Here is a 14,949-nt window from a genome sequence, read left to right on the forward strand (position 1 = left end):
GTGCTGAAATGGTTGAAGGCCGCATTGCGGCCTTCAGTGCACTAGCGGCTGAAACGCGGAATGCTCAGCCCAAGGCTTTCGCGCAGCGTCGTGCCCTCATAGGCAGTGCGGTAGACGCCCCGCTCCTGCAACAGCGGCACGACCTCTTCGGTGAAGCGGCGGAACTGCTCCGGGTGGCCAATGTAGATATTGAAACCGTCCAGGGCTCGCGCTTCGAACCAGTGCGCCATCTTCGCCGCCACGGTCTGGGCCGAGCCCACAAATGCCCCGGGGCGCAACTGGCGCCCGAACTCGATGGCCTGGCGCAGGGTGAACCCCTTGTCCCGTGCCTGGTCGGCGATGCGCTTGGCGTTGGTGAAGAAGCTGCTGCGCGCATGCTCCAGGCTTTGCTGGGGGAAGGGAGCGTCGAGGTCGTACTGGGTGAAATCATGCCAACCGAAGTTACGGCCAAACTCTTTCAAGGCCAGGTCGAAACTGTGGTCGGCCTGGTGGTAATGGCGCTCGATCTCACGGGCGTGCTCATCGCTGTCACCCACGTAGATTTCTGCGCCCGGCAGCACCAGTAATTGGTCCGGGTCGCGCCCCAGGCGTGCCGCGCGACCCTTGATGTCACGGTAGAACGCCTGGCCCTGTTCAATGCTGGCAGCATGGGTAAACACCACATCGGCGGTGGCAGCCCCCAGGTCACGCCCCTGTTCCGAGTCCCCTGCCTGGAAGATCACCGGTTGCCCTTGGGGCGAGCGCTGGATGTTGAGCGGGCCGACCACCGAGAAGTGCGCCCCCTGATGATTCAAGGCGTGCAGCTTCGAGGGGTCGAGAAACCGCCCGCTGGCCCGGTCGCGGGGGAACGCGTCTTCCTCGAACGACTGCCATAACCCCTGCACCACCTGCACGTGCTCCTGGGCGCGCGCATAGCGGGTGTCGTAGTCGTAATGCTCATCCAGGCCATAGTTGCCAGCCGTTCCGGCATCACCACTGGTCACCACGTTCCAGCCGGCGCGCCCTTTGCTGATCAGGTCCAGCGAAGCCAGCCGGCGGGCGACGTTGTACGGCGCGTTGTATGAGGTGGTCAACGTGCCTACCAGGCCGATGTGGCGGGTGCTTACCGCCAGGGCCGAGAGCAGCGTCAGGGGCTCCAGGCGGTTGAGGTAGTGCGAGGGCGAGCCGGGGGTGATGTACTGGCTGTCGACGATGAAGACCAGGTCGAACAGCGCGGCCTCGGCTTGCCGGGCTATTTCGATGTACCAATCGATGTTGACGCTGGCGTCGGCGGGCAGCGCTGGGTCCAGCCACAGGTTGTGCCGGCCGGGGCCACCGCAGCCCATGGTCAGGGCGCCAAGCTTGATCTGTCGTTTGCTCATGGGAATCCTTGCAAGGGGTGATGACCGGTTCAATGGTTGCTGGCCTGGGGCTGGGCGATCGCTGCCGTGAACGAGGTGTCGAACAGGATTGCTGCGGGGTAGGCCTTGATCAGGCCGAGCCCGGCGAAGAAGTCCACGGTCGTCTGTGCGTCTGCGATCACCTGCGGGTCGAGCGGGGCCAGGTCGGTACGTGCGCGGGCGAACCAGGCGCGGGCAATGTCTACGTCGGCACGGGTGCGTTTGGCCCAGTCATCGGCATAGGCCTCGGTGTTGGCCGGGTTGCCGAGGGCCCAGTCACGCGCTTTTTTCAGGCGCTGCAGGAAGTCGGCGATCTGTGGGCGCTTGTGCTCGATCGCCTTGCTGTTGGCCACCACGAAGCTCTGCGCCGGGATGATCCCTTCGGCTGTGGCCAGTACCCGTGCGCCATGGCGCTCCTGCTGGGTGACGTAGGGTTCCCACGTGGCGATCACGTCTACGGAGCCGCCATCCAGGGCATGGGAGGCATCCAGCGCACTGAGGTAACGCAGTTCCAGTGCATCGCGCGGTACGCCCGCTTTGTCCAGGGCGCTGAACAGTAATTGCTGGCTCCATGAGCCTTTCCAGATGGCCGCGCGCTTGCCGCGCAGGTCCTGCAGGCTGTGTATGGCCGAGTCCTTGCGCGCCAGTATGGCCACCCCTTCGAGGTTCTGCCGGCTGACTGCGATCACCTTGATCGGCGCACCCAGGGCCCCCAGGAACAGCGGCGGCGCATCGCCCAGCAGGCCGACGTCCAGGCTGCCCACGTTTAGGGCTTCGGCGACCGGGGAGCCCGCCGTGAACTGCTTCCACTCCAGGGTATAGGGCAGGTCGTCGAGCACGCCTGCGGCTTCCATCACCGCGCGGGCGTTGTAGCTCTGATCGCCTACTACCAGCGTCTGGGCAGCAGCGGCAACGCTCAGGGAAGACGCCAACAGGGTGGCGGCCAATCGCTTGAAATAACGCACGTACGTCTCCAGGGCCCATCGGGGCCTGTAAGGCGATCCGCGCGCGCGGTCTCGTCAGGGTGAGTGATCAAACCAGGTGGCAGCGCCACGCTTGATCGAACAGGGCATTGTGGGGAGATTTGAAAGCATGCAAGGCCATCTGTAAATGCATTATTTGCATATTAGCTTATGAATATTTTGCATTTTGATTATAGACAGACCGTTTGCTAGGGTTTACCCAATCTCACGCCGAAGAGCCCCTGTCATGAGCCACCCCTTGCGCACGGAACGCCTGCGCCACTTCATCGACAGCCTGGCCGGGCTGTTGGACCGGCAACCGGATGAAGCCACCCTGCTGCGGCATGCCCAGCCCCTGCTGGCCGACCTTGTCAGCCACGACGACTGGCTGCCAGGCGACCTCGCCAGGCCTGACCCGCAGCGCTACCAGCAATACCTGCTGCACTGCGATTCACGCCAGCGCTTCTCTGTGGTGAGCTTTGTGTGGGGCCCGGGCCAGCGTACGCCGGTGCACGATCACCGTGTGTGGGGCCTTATCGGCATGCTGCGCGGTGCCGAGGACTCGCAAGGTTTCGTTCGCGAGCCGGCAGGCGGGCTGCGCCCTGATGGCCCCGCCATACGCCTGTCGCCCGGGCAGGTGGAGGCAGTATCGCCCCAGGTGGGGGACATCCATCAGGTCAGCAATGCCTACACCGACCAGGTGTCCGTCAGTATCCATGTCTACGGGGCCAACATCGGCGCCGTCCGACGTGCCGTGTATAGCGAGGACGGTACCGAAAAGCCGTTCATTTCCGGTTACTCCAACCTTCACCTGCCCAATATCTGGGACCTGTCCAAAGAGAACCTTGCCCCATGAGCGCCGTCACCACCCGCCAATACGCTGACATTCGCCAGGCCTTGCTGGCACGGCAGGAACTGGCCCTGCTGGACGTGCGCGAAGAAGACCCGTTCGCCCAGGCGCACCCACTCTTTGCCGCCAACATCCCGTTGTCGAAACTGGAACTGGAGGTGCTGGCCCGCATCCCACGGCGCGATACCGCCATTACCGTGTATGACAACGGCGAGGGCCTGGCCGAACAGGCTGCCCGGCGCTTGCTGGACCTCGGTTACCGCGACGTGGCCACCCTTGCAGGTGGCCTGGCGGGCTGGCGGGCAGCAGGCGGCGAGCTGTTCCGCGACGTGAACGTACCCAGTAAGGCGTTTGGCGAACTGGTCGAGAGCGTGCGCCATACCCCCTCGTTACCCGCTGAGCAGGTGCAGCAACTGCTGTTGCAAAACGCCAACGTGGTGGTGCTGGATGCGCGTCGCTTCGACGAGTACCAGACCATGAGCATCCCAGGCGGCATCAGCGTACCGGGTGCCGAACTGGTATTGCGCGTGGCAGAACTGGCGCCAGACCCTTCCACCCAGGTGATCGTCAACTGTGCCGGCCGTACGCGCAGCATCATCGGCACCCAGTCCCTGGTCAACGCAGGCATCCCCAACCCGGTAGCGGCCCTGCGCAACGGCACCATCGGCTGGACCCTGGCAGGTCAGGCCCTGGCCCACGGCCAAGCGCAACGTTTTACCCAGGTGAGCGAAGGCACCCGCGCCCATGCCGCACGCCAGGCCAGAGCGGTGGCTGACCGCGCCGGTGTACAGCGGCTTGGTCTTGACGGGCTGGCACGCTGGCAAGGTGAGCCTGCCCGCACCACCTACCTGTTCGATGTGCGTACACCCGAGGAGTACAGCGCTGGCCATTTCCCTGGCAGCCGTTCGGTGCCGGGCGGCCAACTGGTGCAGGAAACCGACCATGTCGCCAGCGTGCGGGGTGCCCGCATCGTGCTGGTGGACGACGACGGCGTGCGCGCCAACATGAGCGCCTCGTGGCTGGCGCAAATGGGCTGGGAGGTCTCCGTATTGGACGGCTTGGGCCAGCAGCACTTCAGTGCCCAGGGCGACTGGCAGCCACCGCTGCCGGCCGTGCCCACCGTCGATGAAATCGATGTTCGGCAATTGGCCCAGTGGCTGGATGAAGACAGCACCGTGGTGCTGGACTTCACCACCAGCGCCAACTACGTCAAACGCCACATCCCTGGCGCCTGGTGGGTGATCCGTGCGCAACTGCCCGAAGTGCTCGAACGCACCCCGGCGGCCCAACGCTACGTGCTGACCTGCGGCAGCAGCCTGCTGGCACGCTTCGCCGCCCAGGACCTGCGAGCGCTGACCCGTGCACCGGTGCATGTGCTCACGGGCGGCACTGCTGCCTGGTTCGCGGCCGGGAAGCCGCTGGAAACGGGGGAAGCCCGGCTGGCCGTGGCCCGTAGTGATCGGTACCGCCGCCCTTATGAGGGCACGGATAACCCCCGGGAGGCGATGCAGGGCTACCTTGATTGGGAGTTTGGGCTGGTGGCGCAGCTCCAGCGGGACGGGACGCATGGGTTCCGGGTGATTTAGGCTGGAGGGCGGTGGGGCTGGGGGGGGTACATCGTTAGGTTTGCAGCGCCTGGGAGATCGAGCGCCGCCCGCGCGGCGCATCGCGAGCTGCGCTCGCTCCTACGCTTGTTTCGGGCCAGTAACGCCTGTGGCAGGCGCGCGCGACCGCCTTGTTTGTACGACGCGATATCGCGGCATGCGCCAAGGCGTTCGCGCGCAAATGGCGCAGACATAACTGGCCCGAAACAAGCATAGGAGCGAGCGCAGCTCGCGATGCGCCGCGCGAGCGGCGCTCGGTCTCACAGGCGCAGAACCTATTACGGCGAACACTGGATCACCCTCACCCGATCTTGACCCGCCTCTTGGCCCAAGCATGCGGTGCGGCTGGGAGACCTTCAACGGCGAAGACAGCCACTAACCTGCCCTATCGAAAACTTCTGCACTCCCGCGCCCCGCCCCCAACTAATTAAAACGAAAGCGTTATCGCTTTTGTTACAGAAAAATATTTCCCTTTAACCATAAAGTTTAATAGCCCCTTGGCCGAAAGCCTGAGCAAGAACGGAGTTCAAAACCGTCTGCCCTCGAGCCCGTCCCGCCTTGCTTAGATTAGCAAGTATTGCAACATCAAGGAGCTTCACATGTATTTAAGAAACCTCAAAATCGGCATCCGCGCCACTGCCATTTTCGCCGCCCTCGCCCTCTTGGTTTTAATACTCGGCCTCACCTCCCTGAACCGCATGCACACGATGGACAGCGCCACCGACGAAGTACGCACTTCGTGGCTCCCAGCCGTCATGCTGCTGGATGAAATGAGCATGAACCTGGGCCGCGCCCGCGCCCTGACGCTGCGCAGTGTGCTGGAAGACAGCCCCACGGCCAGAACTGAAACACTCGATAAGATCGAGACCATCAACAAACAATATGAAACCCAACTAAGCGACTATGAAAAGTCGATAACGGAACCCACTGACCGTTCGCTGTTTGACACTTTCTCCGCTGCAAGCACAACCTATCACGGCTTGCAGAATGCTATCCGTGAAGCCGTTCGTAATAATGATCTGGAAGAAGCCAAACGCTTGGTGAATGGGTCGCTGGCCGATTATGCCGACGCCATGATGAAAGCGTTGATTCAACTCACTCACTATAATGCCAACGGGGCAACACACGCCTCAGAGGCCAGCAGTGAAGCCTACGAACAGTCATTCGCTATTATCGCCGTGACCATCGTGATCATCGTCAGCCTGATGATCGTGCTGGCCATCTTGCTGACCCGCAGCATCGTGCTGCCACTGGCAGAAGCAGTAAATGTGGCCGAGCGGGTAGCCGCCGGGGAACTCAACCAGGACATTCAGGTGAAAGGCCGCGACGAACCCGCGCTGTTGCTGCTGTCGCTTTCAAAAATGAAGGACAGCCTGCGCGAAACGATCGCCAGCATCGCTGCCGCCTCGGACCAGCTAGCGTCCGCTTCGGAAGAGCTGTTCACCGTCACCGAAGACACCAGCCGCGGCCTGCATCAGCAAAGCGCCGAAATCGACCAGGCTGCCACCGCCGTGAACCAGATGACCGCAGCGGTCGAGGAAGTGGCCAGCAACGCCGTCAATACCGCCGATGCTTCCAAAGGCGCAGACCAGAGTACCCGGGACGGCCAACAGCGCGTCAATGAAGCGTTGCAGTCCATCGGACACCTGGTGGGCGATGTGACCACCACTTCGCAGGAAATCGAACACCTGGCCAGCAGCGCCAACGAAATCAGCCGCGTGCTGGACGTGATCGGCTCCATCGCCGGCCAGACCAACCTGCTGGCGTTGAACGCCGCCATCGAAGCCGCCCGCGCCGGCGAAGCAGGCCGGGGCTTTGCCGTGGTAGCAGACGAAGTGCGCGCCCTGGCCCACAGGACCCAGCAATCCACCGCAGAAATAGAAGGCATGATCACCGGCATCCAGACCGGCACCGAATCGGCTGTGAGCGCCATGCATGCCAGCAAGGGCCGAGCGACCGGCACCCTGGAAGTGGCCCAGTCCGCTGGCCAGGCCCTGGACATCATTGCCGAGGCCATTTCGTCCATCAACCAGCGCAACCTGGTGATCGCCAGCGCTTCGGAAGAGCAGGCGCAGGTGGCGCGTGAGGTGGACAGGAACCTGGTGAACATCAGGGACCTGGCCATGCAGACGTCAGCCGGGGCGAATCAGACCAGTGCGGCGGCGCAGGAGCTGTCGCGGCTGGCGGTCGAGCTGAATGGGATGGTGGGCAAGTTCAAGGTGTGATCAGCGGCCCTTGCTCGCCGCCATGTGCGGTGAGCAACGGGGAATGCGGTGGAAGCACTGAATGCAACGCCGGCCCTGTCACGCTCGGCGACGGTAACCGGTTACGAGCAACAGGAGCCCGGGGATCAGCAGGCCGATAGCGGTGTAGCCAAATGCAGGTTGGCCGGAGGCACCTACCGCAGCGAAAGCGGCGCCGGTGGCGAGCAGCGGTGCTGCTGCCAGGTAGAATGGTTTGGATGAAGTGCCCATGTCGAACCTCCTGTTTGGCGGGGCTGGGGAGCTCGCGCCCGACTGACGTCGGGGGTGAAGGTCGACAGTAACTGGGTGTTGTCAGTGGTGACAAGTCGGATCACTGCGATGACGTTGCAATGAGCAGTTTTGCGTGCCTCAAAAACGCAAAAAGCCCTGAATAATCAGGGCTTTGAATATGGCGGAAGCGTAGAGGCTCGATCTCAACGGAACGGTGCCGACCGGCACATGGAAACCGTCCGGGTGCCGATGCAGATGCTTTTGGCCGAGACAGCTGATTTCGGCCGCATCGGCTCAAGCTAGCTTCTTTTCTGTATAGGACTTTTAAGGAGGGCGGCGTCAAGCATTGCTTGAACTTCATCCCTCTCTTTCTTCCGACGCAGTAGCTGCTCCCGATCCAATGCGTAGTGGTCTAATGAAACCGGAAACCCGTTTAGGCGAGAATGCTCGCCACAGAGAGGCGTCTGATGACCAAGCAACATCGTACCCTCCCCTGAGCTCAAACGCGAAGCCGCCTGCCTGGTGCTCGATCAAGGCTACAGTCATGCCGAAGCAGCCCGCTCGCTCGGTTTGGTCGAGTCGGCCCTGCGCCGTCGGGTTAACCAGCTTCAGCAGGAACGTGGCGGCATCACGCCCGCCAGCAAAGCGTTGACGCCAAAGCAGCAAAAGGTCCAAGAAGCGGCGGAGCATACCACCACGTATTACTATTACTGCTCGGTGCTCACCGCCAGGGCCTTCCTCGCAAACGAAAACGCCGCCTGATGAGGCGGCGCTCACCAAGGATGAACGATCGTTACCAAGTCTTCGGCTCAGACTTTTTATATGAGCCACGAGTCATGCACTTCTCCAGCAAGGGCTCACGAGCTTCGTTCTCTGGGAGGGACTTTAGATAGTCAGGCTTGCAGTGTTCGTCCGACACTTCATAGGCAGCCTTGTCGAGAGTTTCATCTTTGCAGCCACTAATCCCGACTACCGCAGTCAAGGCGGTGGCAATAATCAGACATTTTTTCAGGGACATAATCTCGTTCCATCGAAGTGAAATTTGGTTATAGCAAACTTCGATTTTTATCGCAAAACTGGTACGCGCTGCCCTCCAGCGCCTTCCCCTATTCAACGATAAAGCCGCCACGGCGAGGGCGGCACCTGCGTGCTTGGAGCAAACCATGACCCAGCAGCACCGAATACTGGTCGGCGACTGCATCGACATGATTCGGACGCTGCCGGATCAGCCAGTGCACACCTGCATCACCAGCCCGCCTTGCTTCGGGATGCGCGACTACGGCGTCGGCGGCCAGATCGGGCTGGAGGTGGATGGTGTGGACAGCAGCCTAGGCGCCCTGATCAGGAAGATTCCAGAGCCCAACGCTCCGCATGATTCGTCATACCTGCTGCTACCCGAAAGCGGCAAGCGGGTGCCAGCGCCCATGCTGCACCTTCGCAGGGACACGCCAGGGAGGAGGCAATGAAGGAAGCAGTCGCCGCGGGCGACTAGGTGCTGGCCAGCAGAATCGGGCAGTTCCAGTTCCGCGAATAAACCATTCCGAAAGGTGTTCGAGCGGGTGACATTTGTATCCCCCATAAACGCAAAAACCCCCGATTTCTCGGGGGTTTGAATATGGCGGAAGCGTAGAGATTCGAACTCTAGGATAGTTGCCCATCGACGGTTTTCAAGACCGTTGCCTTAAACCACTCGGCCACGCTTCCAGCTTGTTTTGCGGGCGCCATCATACCGTAATGAAACAAGCTGTCAAACTCTCTGTGTCGCGGGTTGCAGGAGCTCTGGTAGACTCCTACCATCTGAACGTTCCAAACCACAGGTCCACCTAGGAGTCTCGCCATGCGCGAACAGGATTACGCCGTCCATCACGGCCAGCAGGTCGAGCAGCAGGAGATCAGCAAGGTCCTGCGCAACACTTACAGCCTGCTGGCGCTCACCCTCGCTTTCAGCGGCCTCATGGCCTTCATCTCCCAGCAAATGCACTTCGGCTATCCGAACGTGTTCGTCGTGCTCATCGGCTTCTACGGGCTGTTCTTCCTCACTGCCAAACTGCGTGATTCGGTCTGGGGCCTGGTGTCCACCTTTGCCCTCACCGGCTTCATGGGCTTCATCCTCGGCCCGATCCTCAACCGTTACCTGGGCATGAGCGGTGGCGCTGAAGTCGTCAGCTCGGCATTTGCCATGACTGCACTGGTGTTCGGCGGCCTGTCGGCTTACGTGCTGATTACCCGCAAAGACATGAGCTTCCTCAGCGGCTTCATCACCGCAGGCTTCTTCGTGCTGCTGGGTGCCGTGGTGGCGAGCTTCTTCTTCCAGATCAGCGGCCTGCAACTGGCGATCAGCGCGGGCTTCGTGCTGTTCTCGTCGGTCTGCATCCTGTTCCAGACCAGCGCTATCATTCACGGTGGTGAGCGCAACTACATCATGGCGACCATCAGCTTGTACGTTTCCATCTACAACCTGTTTGTGAGCCTGCTGCAGCTGTTCGGCATCATGGGTCGCAGCGACTGATCCATTGCCATGCTTGAAAGCCCGCTTCGGCGGGCTTTTTTGTGCCTGTCGCACGTGTCAGGCCTGAACCAGTTCCAATCATTATTCTGACTATAAAGTCAGCTAAATGAACAAAACGTCGCCGATTGCGTGTGTAGCTGGCTTGGCGCTACCACTGATGCGATCCAGCCCGTAGAATGCGCTCCTTTTTCTTCCGGGGCAGCTTGCGCAATGAGCTCGAATGAACACAGCCCAGGCGCCGTGGCGCCTGACAATGAACTGGTATTGGGCCTTGAGGACAAGCCACGGCTGGCCATCAGCCTGTTGGCGGCGCTGCAACACTTGTTGGCGATCATTGTGCCTATCGTTACCCCGGGTTTGCTGATCTGCCAGGCACTGGGGGTATCGGCGCGGGACACCAACCTGATCGTATCCATGTCCTTGGTCATTTCAGGTATCGCCACCTTCGTGCAGTGCAAACGCTTTGGTCCGTTTGGGGCTGGGTTGCTGATCGTGCAAGGTACCAGCTTCAACTTCGTCGGCCCGCTGATTGCCGGGGGTGCGCTGATGGTTAAGCAAGGCACACCGGTTGAAGGGGTCATGGCCGCGATCTTTGGCGTAGTGATTGCCGGCTCGTTTGTAGAGATGGGTGTTTCGCGCATTCTGCCGTTCGTCAAACGGCTGATCACGCCCCTGGTCACCGGCATCGTTGTACTGATGATTGGCCTCACCCTGATCAAGGTCGGCCTGATCAGCATGGGCGGCGGCTTCGGCGCCATGGCCAATGGCACCTTCGCCAATGGCGAAAACCTGCTGTTGTCGGGTGTGGTGCTGGCGATCATCGTCGTGCTCAACCGCATCCCGGTGGTGTGGCTGCGCAGTTGCGCCATCGTCATCGCCTTGGCAGTGGGCTATGCACTGGCCGGCTACCTGGGCCGGCTGGACTTTACCGGCATGCATGAAGCGGCGCTGTTCCAGGTACCGACGCCCCTGCACTTCGGCCTGGGCTTCTCCTGGGCGTTGTTCATCCCGATGCTGGTGATCTACCTGGTCACCTCGCTGGAGGCCATTGGTGATGTGACGGCTACCAGCAAGGTGTCCCGGCAGCCGGTAGAAGGGCCCGTGTGGATGCGGCGCATCAAGGGTGGTGTGCTGGTGAACGGTGCCAACTCATTGCTGGCCGGCGTGTTCAACACCTTCCCCAGCTCGATTTTTGCGCAGAACAATGGGGTGATACAGCTGACCGGCATCGCCAGCCGGCATATCGGCGTGTGGATTGCCGTGATGCTGATACTGCTGGGGCTGTTCCCGAGCGTGGCCGGGGTGATTCAGGCAGTGCCGGAGCCGGTGCTGGGCGGCGCCGCCATGGTCATGTTCGGCGCGGTTGCGGCCTCTGGCATCAATATTCTGGCCAGCACCCGGCTGGACCGGCGTGCGCTGCTGATCATCGCCGTTTCCCTGGCTCTGGGCCTGGGTGTGGCGCAGGTGCCGGAGTTCCTGGCGCACATGCCGGCGGCCATTCGCAATGTGCTGGAATCTGGCGTGGCCACCGGCGGCATCTGTGCACTGGTGCTGAACTGGTTCCTGCCAGAAGGCAAGGAACAGGCCTGACCCGCCAAGCACCGGCAAAAGCCTGCGGCAAGCGAGCGCAGGCTTTTTTGCATTATCATGGCGGCATCCCTTTGCATGAGTTAGCCATGAAATTCGCTATCGCGGTGTTCTCCCCGGCCCATGCGCCCTCCTCCCGGCGCGCCCTGCGTTACGCCGAGGCGGTGCTGGCTGGCGGGCATGAGATTGCCCGGCTGTTCTTCTATCAGGACGGGGTGCACAGTGCCTCGGCCAACCTCGTGGTGCCGCAGGACGAACTGGATGTGGCCGGGCAATGGCGGGCGTTTATCCAGGCCAACCAGCTCGACGCGGTGGTGTGCATTGCTGCTGCGCTGCGCCGTGGCGTGCTGGATGAAGCCGAGGCCAACCGTTACCAACGCCCCGCCGTGAACCTGCCGGCGCCTTGGGAACTCTCCGGCCTTGGCCAGTTGCACGAAGCGGCGCAGTTGGCTGACCGGCTCGTGTGTTTTGGAGGCGATTGATATGGCCAAATCGTTGTTGATCATCAGCCGCCAGGCCCCATGGAATGGCCCATCGGCTCGCGAAGCACTGGATATCGCACTGGCGGGCGGTGCCTTCGACCTGCCCCTGGGCATGGTGTTTCTGGACGATGGCGTGTTCCAGCTTGCCAACGGCCAGCAGCCTGCCGCGTTGCAGCAAAAAAACCTGGCGGCCAACCTGCAGGCGTTGCCCATGTTCGGCGTTGACGCATTGTTTGCCTGCGGGCACAGCCTGGCCAGCCGGGGCCTGGCAGCAGGCGACCTGGCACTGCCGGTGCAGGTGCTGGATGACGCCGCACTCACAGGGCTTATCACGCAATACGACCAGGTGGTGACCCTCTGATGGCGACCTTGCATGTAATTGCCCACTCCCCCTTCGGCGATGAGCGGCTGCGCAGCTGCCTACGCCTGCTCGGGGCTGACGACGCAGTGTTGCTGTGCGGTGACGCCGTTTACGCACTGCGGCCCGGCGCTGCACCTCATCAGCAGCTGCAACAGGCCAACCTGGCGGATCGCCTGTTTGCCCTGGACGAGGACCTGCAGGCCCGCGCAATAGAGAACCCACTGGCAACGGCGGTCGATTACCCAGGTTTCGTCGCGCTTTCACTGCACTACGACAAGGTCAACAGCTGGTTATGAACACGCTCGATAGCGGCGGCCAGGCCATCGCACTGGACAAGGACGGCTTTCTGGTGGACTTGCACGCCTGGTCCCACGAAGTTGCCCAGGGGCTCGCCGCCCGTGAAGGCATCGCCCTCACCGCCGACCACTGGGAAATCCTCGAACTGCTGCGCCAGTTCTACCAGGAGTACCAGCTCTCACCGGCCACGCGCCCGCTGATCAAGTACGCAGCGCTGAAGCTGGGCGCCGAGAAAGGCAACAGCCCCCACCTGAACCGACTGTTCAATGGCACCCCCGCCAAACTTGCCGCCAAGCTGGCGGGCCTGCCCAAGCCGACCAATTGCATATGACCCAGCCCACCCCGCCCCGCCCACTCACCCTGCAAACGCCAGCTGAGCACCCCTTTGCCGAATTCGTGCGCATTCTGGGCAAAGGCAAGCGCGGCGCCCGCGGCCTCACCCGGGATGAAGCCTACGCCGCCATGACCCTGCTGCTGGAAGGCAAGGTCGAGGACGCCCAACTGGGTGCCTTCCTGATGCTGCTGCGGCACAAGGAGGAAAGCGCAGAGGAGCTCGCCGGCTTCACCGAAGCCCTGCGCGCGCACCTGCAAGCCCCCGCCATTGCCGTAGACCTGGACTGGCCCACCTACGCGGGCAAGAAGCGCCACCTGCCTTGGTACCTGCTGGCCGCCAAGTGCCTGGCGGCCAATGGCGTGCGCATCCTGATGCATGGCGGCGGCGCACACACCGCAGGGCGGCTGTACACCGAGCAATTGCTCGGCCTGTTGCAGATTCCACTGTGCCGCAGCTGGGATGAGGTCGAGCGCACGCTGGGCCAAGACAACCTGGCGTTCTTCCCCTTGCAGGACTGGGCGCCGCAGTTACAGCGCATGATCGACCTGCGCAACACCTTGGGCCTGCGCTCCCCTATTCACTCCCTGGCCCGGGTACTCAACCCGCTGGGGGCGAAGTGCGGCTTGCAGAGCATCTTCCACCCTGGCTACCAGGCCGTGCACCGAGAAGCCAGCCGGTTGCTGGGCGACCATGCCGTGGTGATCAAGGGCGATGGCGGCGAGATCGAGGTAAACCCGGATGTCATCAGCCACCTGTACGGGGCCACCGATGGCCAGGCGTGGGACGAAGAGTGGCCAGCACTAAGCGAACGGCGGCACGTGAAACCGGCGAGCCTGCAGCCCGAGTATCTGCTGGCCTTCTGGCGCGGCAACGTCGAGGACAGTTACGGTGAGAAGGCTGTCATCGCCACCATGGCCCTGGCCCTGCGGGGGCTTGGCCAGAACCGCGACACTGCCTTCGCCACCGCTCGCCAGTACTGGGACGCCCGCAACAGATCGATTTGATCGATCATATCGCCTGACTCTTTGGGTTATTCGTTCGAACCACATGCCCTAGACTGGGCTCCAACAACAAATCGCTTTTGTTAAGGAGCTCATCATGGGCCTGTTGATCGATGGCCGCTGGCATGACCAGTGGTATGAAAACGGCAAGGACGGCACGTTCAAGCGCGAGAACGCCCAGCGCCGCAACCAGCTGCCCGCCGCCGAGGCCGGTCGTTACCACCTGTATGTATCGCTGGCGTGCCCCTGGGCCCACCGCACCCTGATAGTACGCGCCCTCAAAGGCCTGGAGCCGCTGATAGACGTCTCGGTGGTCAGCTGGCTGATGCAAGACCACGGCTGGACGTTCGATCAGCAGCAGGGCTCCACTGGCGACCACCTCGACGGCTTGCAGTATCTGCACCAGCGCTATACCGAGGACGATCCCAAGTACACGGGCCGGGTGACCGTACCGGTACTTTGGGACAAGCAGGAAAAGCGCATCGTCAACAACGAGTCGGCGGAGATCATCCGCATCTTCAACACGGCGTTCAACGGGCTGACTGGCAATACCCTGGACCTGTACCCCGAGCACCTGCACGCAGCCATCGATGGGCTGAACGAGCGTATCTACCCGGCTGTAAACAACGGTGTGTACCGGGCTGGCTTCGCCACAACCCAAGCTGCCTATGAAGAGGCGTTTGATGACGTGTTCAGCGAGCTGGACCATCTGGAAGCGCTACTCGACCGCAATCGCTACCTGGCCGGCGAGTACCTGACCGAAGCCGATGTCCGCCTGTTCACTACGCTTGTGCGCTTCGATGCGGTGTACCACGGGCACTTCAAGTGCAACCTGCGGCGCCTGTGTGATTATCCCAACCTGACCAATTGGCTGCGCGAGCTTTATCAATGGCCGGGTGTGGCAGGCACAGTGAACATGGAACATATCCAGAAGCACTATTACCTGAGCCACACCACCATCAACCCGAACGGCATCGTGCCAAAAGGCCCGCTGCAGGATTTCAGCCAGCCTCACGACCGGGCGCGGCTGCCTGGTAAGGGGATCTATACCCGGTAGCCGATACCCCGTGTGGGAGCGGGTTTACCCGCGAAGCAGATACCGCGGTGGA

At 62.0% G+C, this 14,949-nt stretch carries 14 protein-coding genes, 1 tRNA gene and 4 pseudogenes; 14 read left to right on the top strand and 5 right to left on the bottom strand.

Annotation, left to right across the window (positions count from 1 at the left end; all coding sequences use genetic code 11):
* Window positions 1–41: 41 nt before the first annotated feature.
* Window positions 42–1,361, bottom strand: a complete 1,320-nt coding sequence (locus PPA02S_RS13615; protein WP_028633588.1) for an LLM class flavin-dependent oxidoreductase — start codon at window positions 1,359–1,361, stop codon at window positions 42–44.
* Window positions 1,362–1,390: 29 nt separating this feature from the next.
* The gene (locus tag PPA02S_RS13620) at window positions 1,391–2,344 is read right to left on the bottom strand and encodes an ABC transporter substrate-binding protein (protein ID WP_028633589.1); all 954 of its coding nucleotides are present in this window, start codon (window positions 2,342–2,344) and stop codon (window positions 1,391–1,393) included.
* A gap of 244 nt (window positions 2,345–2,588) precedes the next feature.
* On the opposite strand from PPA02S_RS13620, the gene PPA02S_RS13625 reads away from it, so the two are divergent.
* From PPA02S_RS13625 to PPA02S_RS23650, 4 genes and pseudogenes are all read left to right on the top strand, one after another.
* The gene (locus PPA02S_RS13625) at window positions 2,589–3,197 is read left to right on the top strand and encodes a cysteine dioxygenase family protein (protein ID WP_028633590.1); all 609 of its coding nucleotides are present in this window, start codon (window positions 2,589–2,591) and stop codon (window positions 3,195–3,197) included.
* Window positions 3,194–4,777, top strand: coding sequence for a rhodanese-related sulfurtransferase (locus tag PPA02S_RS13630; RefSeq protein WP_028633591.1), 1,584 nt, complete (start codon window positions 3,194–3,196; stop codon window positions 4,775–4,777). The genes PPA02S_RS13625 and PPA02S_RS13630 overlap by 4 nt, the downstream gene beginning before the upstream one ends.
* A gap of 617 nt (window positions 4,778–5,394) precedes the next feature.
* Window positions 5,395–5,934, top strand: a pseudogene (locus PPA02S_RS23645) (MCP four helix bundle domain-containing protein); the annotation flags it as partial.
* A gap of 78 nt (window positions 5,935–6,012) precedes the next feature.
* A pseudogene (locus PPA02S_RS23650) lies at window positions 6,013–7,020 on the top strand (methyl-accepting chemotaxis protein); the annotation flags it as partial.
* Window positions 7,021–7,098: 78 nt separating this feature from the next.
* Here PPA02S_RS23650 and PPA02S_RS23205 read toward each other — a convergent pair.
* Entirely contained in the window at window positions 7,099–7,269 is a 171-nt protein-coding gene (locus tag PPA02S_RS23205) for a hypothetical protein (RefSeq protein WP_169338814.1), read from the bottom strand.
* A 467-nt stretch (window positions 7,270–7,736) separates the two neighbouring features.
* On the opposite strand from PPA02S_RS23205, the pseudogene PPA02S_RS22725 reads away from it, so the two are divergent.
* Window positions 7,737–7,947 (top strand): annotated as a pseudogene (locus PPA02S_RS22725) (transposase); the annotation flags it as partial.
* 115 nt (window positions 7,948–8,062) lie between these two features.
* On the opposite strand, the gene trbK reads toward PPA02S_RS22725, so the two are convergent.
* Window positions 8,063–8,287: an entry exclusion lipoprotein TrbK gene (trbK, locus tag PPA02S_RS13645; RefSeq protein ID WP_033728016.1), complete on the bottom strand. Its 225-nt coding sequence runs from the start codon at window positions 8,285–8,287 to the stop codon at window positions 8,063–8,065.
* Between the two features lie 145 nt (window positions 8,288–8,432).
* On the opposite strand from trbK, the pseudogene PPA02S_RS23055 reads away from it, so the two are divergent.
* Window positions 8,433–8,576, top strand: a pseudogene (locus PPA02S_RS23055) (DNA-methyltransferase); the annotation flags it as partial.
* A gap of 309 nt (window positions 8,577–8,885) precedes the next feature.
* Here PPA02S_RS23055 and PPA02S_RS13655 read toward each other — a convergent pair.
* Window positions 8,886–8,973 (bottom strand) — tRNA-Ser (locus PPA02S_RS13655).
* A gap of 133 nt (window positions 8,974–9,106) precedes the next feature.
* On the opposite strand from PPA02S_RS13655, the gene PPA02S_RS13660 reads away from it, so the two are divergent.
* From PPA02S_RS13660 to PPA02S_RS13695, 8 genes are all read left to right on the top strand, one after another.
* Complete coding sequence (locus PPA02S_RS13660) at window positions 9,107–9,778, top strand: Bax inhibitor-1/YccA family protein (RefSeq protein ID WP_028633595.1); 672 nt, start codon at window positions 9,107–9,109, stop codon at window positions 9,776–9,778.
* A gap of 210 nt (window positions 9,779–9,988) precedes the next feature.
* A complete protein-coding gene (locus PPA02S_RS13665; RefSeq protein ID WP_028633596.1) occupies window positions 9,989–11,368 on the top strand; it encodes a nucleobase:cation symporter-2 family protein in 1,380 nt (459 codons plus the stop codon).
* Window positions 11,369–11,454: 86 nt separating this feature from the next.
* The gene (tusD, locus tag PPA02S_RS13670) at window positions 11,455–11,847 is read left to right on the top strand and encodes a sulfurtransferase complex subunit TusD (RefSeq protein ID WP_028633597.1); all 393 of its coding nucleotides are present in this window, start codon (window positions 11,455–11,457) and stop codon (window positions 11,845–11,847) included.
* 1 nt (window position 11,848) lies between these two features.
* On the top strand, window positions 11,849–12,208 hold the full coding sequence (gene tusC, locus PPA02S_RS13675) for a sulfurtransferase complex subunit TusC (protein WP_028633598.1): 360 nt from the start codon (window positions 11,849–11,851) through the stop codon (window positions 12,206–12,208).
* Window positions 12,208–12,504, top strand: coding sequence for a sulfurtransferase complex subunit TusB (tusB, locus tag PPA02S_RS13680; RefSeq protein ID WP_028633599.1), 297 nt, complete (start codon window positions 12,208–12,210; stop codon window positions 12,502–12,504). The genes tusC and tusB overlap by 1 nt, the downstream gene beginning before the upstream one ends.
* The gene (locus tag PPA02S_RS13685) at window positions 12,501–12,836 is read left to right on the top strand and encodes a TusE/DsrC/DsvC family sulfur relay protein (protein WP_028633600.1); all 336 of its coding nucleotides are present in this window, start codon (window positions 12,501–12,503) and stop codon (window positions 12,834–12,836) included. Before tusB ends, PPA02S_RS13685 begins: the two co-directional genes overlap by 4 nt.
* Window positions 12,833–13,843 (top strand): glycosyl transferase family protein, encoded by a 1,011-nt coding sequence (locus PPA02S_RS13690; protein ID WP_028633601.1) that lies wholly within the window; start codon window positions 12,833–12,835, stop codon window positions 13,841–13,843. Before PPA02S_RS13685 ends, PPA02S_RS13690 begins: the two co-directional genes overlap by 4 nt.
* 94 nt (window positions 13,844–13,937) lie before the next feature.
* A complete protein-coding gene (locus PPA02S_RS13695) occupies window positions 13,938–14,897 on the top strand; it encodes a glutathione S-transferase family protein (protein WP_028633602.1) in 960 nt (319 codons plus the stop codon).
* The last annotated feature ends 52 nt before the right edge of the window (window positions 14,898–14,949 follow it).

The sequence above is a fragment of the Pseudomonas parafulva NBRC 16636 = DSM 17004 genome, from assembly GCF_000730645.1.
GTDB lineage: Bacteria > Pseudomonadota > Gammaproteobacteria > Pseudomonadales > Pseudomonadaceae > Aquipseudomonas > Aquipseudomonas parafulva.